4 protein-coding genes are annotated in these 3,942 nt (G+C 40.9%); 2 read left to right on the top strand and 2 right to left on the bottom strand.

The features are described 5' to 3' along the window. Positions 1-397 precede the first annotated feature (397 nt). A complete protein-coding gene (locus QQK21_RS12015) occupies positions 398-751 on the bottom strand; it encodes a hypothetical protein (protein WP_284192435.1) in 354 nt (117 codons plus the stop codon). Between the two features lie 419 nt (positions 752-1,170). On the opposite strand from QQK21_RS12015, the gene QQK21_RS12010 reads away from it, so the two are divergent. Then, positions 1,171-2,091 carry an omptin family outer membrane protease gene (locus QQK21_RS12010; protein ID WP_284192434.1) on the top strand — a complete coding sequence of 307 codons (921 nt, stop codon included), beginning with the start codon at positions 1,171-1,173 and terminating at the stop codon, positions 2,089-2,091. Positions 2,092-2,132: 41 nt separating this feature from the next. On the opposite strand, the gene QQK21_RS12005 is transcribed toward QQK21_RS12010, so the two are convergent. Continuing rightward, entirely contained in the window at positions 2,133-2,588 is a 456-nt protein-coding gene (locus QQK21_RS12005) for a RebB family R body protein (protein WP_284192433.1), read from the bottom strand. Between the two features lie 271 nt (positions 2,589-2,859). Between QQK21_RS12005 and QQK21_RS12000 the strand changes: the two genes are divergently transcribed. Then, complete coding sequence (locus QQK21_RS12000) at positions 2,860-3,894, top strand: GGDEF domain-containing protein (RefSeq protein WP_284192432.1); 1,035 nt, start codon at positions 2,860-2,862, stop codon at positions 3,892-3,894. Positions 3,895-3,942 lie beyond the last annotated feature (48 nt).

The following is a 3,942-nucleotide window of genomic DNA, read 5'->3' as shown; positions in this document are numbered from 1 at the left end:
AGTTAACGTAATGACAAAGTCGCTTGGTAATTAAGGTACGACAGAATCGCTTGGTGATCACATCATCATTGTTTACCTAGATTAAACATCTTGTACAGATAAAGATTAGTCCAATTACTCATTTTGACAATTTTAATAATAATTGAAAGGGATTGAGCGATTAACGATTGAATGGTTTGATGAGAAGCGGTGAGTGTATGAAAATGCTTGTCAATCGAGGTGGCTATCGCTGAAATAAAGCAATGCCGTGTGCCAACGTCAATATAGGGGCTAGTGTCAATAGTCCGCGTGGGAGAGTTGACACCACACGCGGATATTTACTCTTCGCTGATAAACAATAAACTAGGCAAGGAAAATTGAGTTTAGCGCTTGAGCGAAAGGAGTCACTGATTGCGCGTTATCGCGTAATAGTACAGTTATATGTATGGCTTGGCGCGTCTGCAGGCACTGGTGGTGGCACAGGAATAGCGTTCAGTCTCAGTACCGCCAGTTCCTCAGTTTCAAAGTAGTTTGGCGCATGGTAGACGCGGTAGTTGAATCCGTATCTGCCGTTGTGGTATTCCACATATTCAGACTGACCAATCCATGCATCTGGCGCTTCAGTCTTAAGCTGATAAAGCTCAGTTGCACAGTATTTAGATAGATGGTAAGTAGACTGCTCATCATCATTTAGTATTTTAATGTAGGAAGCGAATGAGCTTGTTGAAGCAACAAGTAAGAGTGACGCGATGGATAGAGATTTAAACTGCATAATCAACCAACCTTTAGTGTTGAATTCGTTATTTCTTAATTTCATTTAGCTTAATGACAGTCAATAACCTTATGGATTTCATGTCTTAAGGCCTTTAGGCAGGCGCATGATAAGCGCTCATTATTGCTCAGAAAAGCGCTATCTTCTTAGTGATAAAATCAATGGATGAATACCTAACATTTATCACTATTTTCTACCAAATAATGAACAAAATCATAATCATATAACCAGGTCCTGTTCATTGGGTGAGTGAAAAGTGTCGGCTTGTTTCTGTGTATTTGCCGTTTTTGCTACTGGCTAGTTTGACCATGGTTTTGCTGTGCTCTAGGTTTAATGAGGTAGTTAACATTCTTTTGATAGTCAGTTGAGACAAAAATTCATTTCTTTTATTGGATCGGCACCTGAGTGGAATATGAATCATGGTCGTGAAATGCTTTCGTTTACTGATCTTTGCCCCTTGCTTTATTTGTGAAATTACGCCTGCTAGTGCACAAGGTAGTGTGACGTTTGAAACGTCACTAGGTATGTTAAATGGTTCTTCGACGGAATTGGTGTACAGAAGCTCTGGTCAAGTACTGAGCCAGCTTGATTGGGAAATAGATGGCGTACCGATCATCCATTTGGGGTCTTCTTGGCAGGCGAGTGAGCGGTGGCTTTTTTCTGCACAATTTTGGACTGCAATGACGAGTGATGGCGATGCCCATATGGAAGACAGAGATTGGCTCGACGTTAATCAATCGACCCCTACGGATATTTCTGTGCATCCCGATACCAAGTTAAGGCATGCGTTTGAACTCGATTTGAATGCCACTTACTGGTTCTTGCAACACAACAATTTCAGTCTAGGATTGCTCAGTGGTTATCAATATAACGAGTTAAAATGGGAAGGTATTGGTGGAACATATTCGTACAGTAATGGCACTAATGTGGGGTCTTTTGCCGATATTACCCTCATCGATTATAAACAGCAGTTTAGCGTGTTTTATCTGGGTCTCGCAGCTCAGTACCAGTTAAGCTCGCGTTCCACGTTTGGCTCTGATTTCAAATGGAGTCCTTTCGCTTATGCCAAAGATGTTGACAATCACTATCTACGTAATTTGAGGTTTTACGATGAAAGTAATGAGCTTTCCGATTTCCTCTCTTTATCACTGAACTACAGTTACAGTTTTTCACCTCAAAGCCAAATTTATGCTGAGTATGTTTACACTCAGTATTTCGAAGCACGCGCTGATATCACGCAGGTGAATACAACGACAGGTGCTACCACGATTGCGTCTAATGCGGGTGGATTAGATAACCAACACTCGATCATATCTATCGGACTTAAATATCACTTTTAGTTTTTTACAACCACCAGAGTTAAGCATTAATCCAATATTTTCTATTGCGTTTTAGGGTTGTGAAACACGAGCCCATCAGGTTTAATTTTCCCTATCGATGGCGTTTGTTTTGACCCTGAAACTGGTGAGCCGACGGATGTTGCCAATATTCTCGCGCAGGTACTGGCAACGGTGGCGGAAGTGGTCACATGAGATTGTTGTTGATTATTGATGGCGTTGTGCATCGCAAGACCTATGGTATCAGCGAAGGTGCTGTCAGTCAGTTTTGTCCCTTGCTGTGAAAAGGGGGAAGTGGTTGTGTTAGGTTCTGGATTTTGGTTTGGTGGATTAGCGTTTGGTGCCTCAATGGCATGCATGGCCGCATCTCTTGCTGCTTGCTCTGCTTTTCTAACGGCCTGCTCTGCTTGCATGGCGGCTTGTTTGGCTGCCTGCTTAGCTACTTTTTTTGCAGCTTGCTTAGCTGCCCTCTTGGCCGCTTGTTTTAGAAACCAATTCATATGTCATTCCCACTACTTTCTGAGACTAAATGATAACTTATTAATAGTAAGGAAGGATTAGCATAAAAAAGAGCGACAAAATTATTAAGTATTGGTAAAAAATGTGGGAGTCTATCGTGACCTAGACATCTCACATTTGTCATTGGAAGCAAAAGTTGACCACTATGCCGGTATGGGGCTTTGTCAACTTTTAAAATCTACCTAACCTATATTTTTTTGCATCTTGAACTATTATTTGTATATAAAAATAATTCTAGGCTAGGTTTTTCAAATGAAGATCACAGACAAGTCGCTCGTCGAGCAGCAGAAGATTTCGGAAAACGCATTGAAACAGCGTTTGGCTCTTTTTCGTTTGACCGAAACGGACCTACACGAAATTAGAACGTTGAAGACCATTGTGAGCCGAGAGCTCGATGACGTCGTCAATGCATTTTATCATCATCAGACTAAAAAGCCTGAGGTCGAGTCTTTAATTGGTGATGCTGGTACGCTTAAACGACTGATGGCGGCACTGCGAAAGTATGTGATGGATTTGTTTGTTAAAGAAATTAACCTTGAGTACGTGGAGCATAGGTTAAGAATAGGGCTAGTTCACAAGAGAATTGGTGTTGATCCTCAGTTGTACCTATCAGCCGTCAATTATTTAAAAGAAACGATTTTTAGTACCGTTAAAAGAAATATAGAAGACAAAGAAATATCAGATAAATTATGCACCAATATTAGCAGATTAATAGATTTTGATGTGTCTTATGTATTTGATACTTATATCCGTAGTATGATGCATGAAATTGAGTTTGAAAGGAACAAGTATTCTGATTATGTGGATGATCTCGAAAACTTAGTGGCGAAAAGAACGCAAAGTCTTGAAGACATGGTACGGCTTGATTCGTTAACCAATCTGTACAACAAGCGAGCATTCTCTGAATTGGTCGAGCCCATGTTTGCCGATATTAGGAGCAGAAACGAACCATTTACTATCGTCTATATCGATGTTGATGACTTTAAAAACTTTAATGACACCAATGGTCATGATGATGGTGATAGTGTGCTTGTTGCTGTTGCTGATAGTATTCGAGGTGTCTCGCGTAGCGTGGATCTCAGCTTTCGCGTTGGAGGGGATGAATTTGCTATTGTCATGCCAAATTGCGGTGAGAAGGATGCGCGGTCTAACTATATTCCAAGACTATGGAAGCAACTGCATTCAATTAGGAATGATATTTCGTTGAGTATCGGTATCTGTCAATCAGGGCCTGACAACTACATTTCTTTTGAATCCACCTTATCTAAAGCGGACTGTCATTACTGAGGGATCTTGACGGGATAAATACCATTCGACTCTGTCGTATCCTTACAT

This window comes from Vibrio zhanjiangensis (genome assembly GCF_030161235.1).
Lineage (GTDB): Bacteria > Pseudomonadota > Gammaproteobacteria > Enterobacterales > Vibrionaceae > Vibrio > Vibrio zhanjiangensis.
Note: the sequence above shows the minus strand (reverse complement) of the source record. Positions and strands in the feature narration are given on the sequence as shown.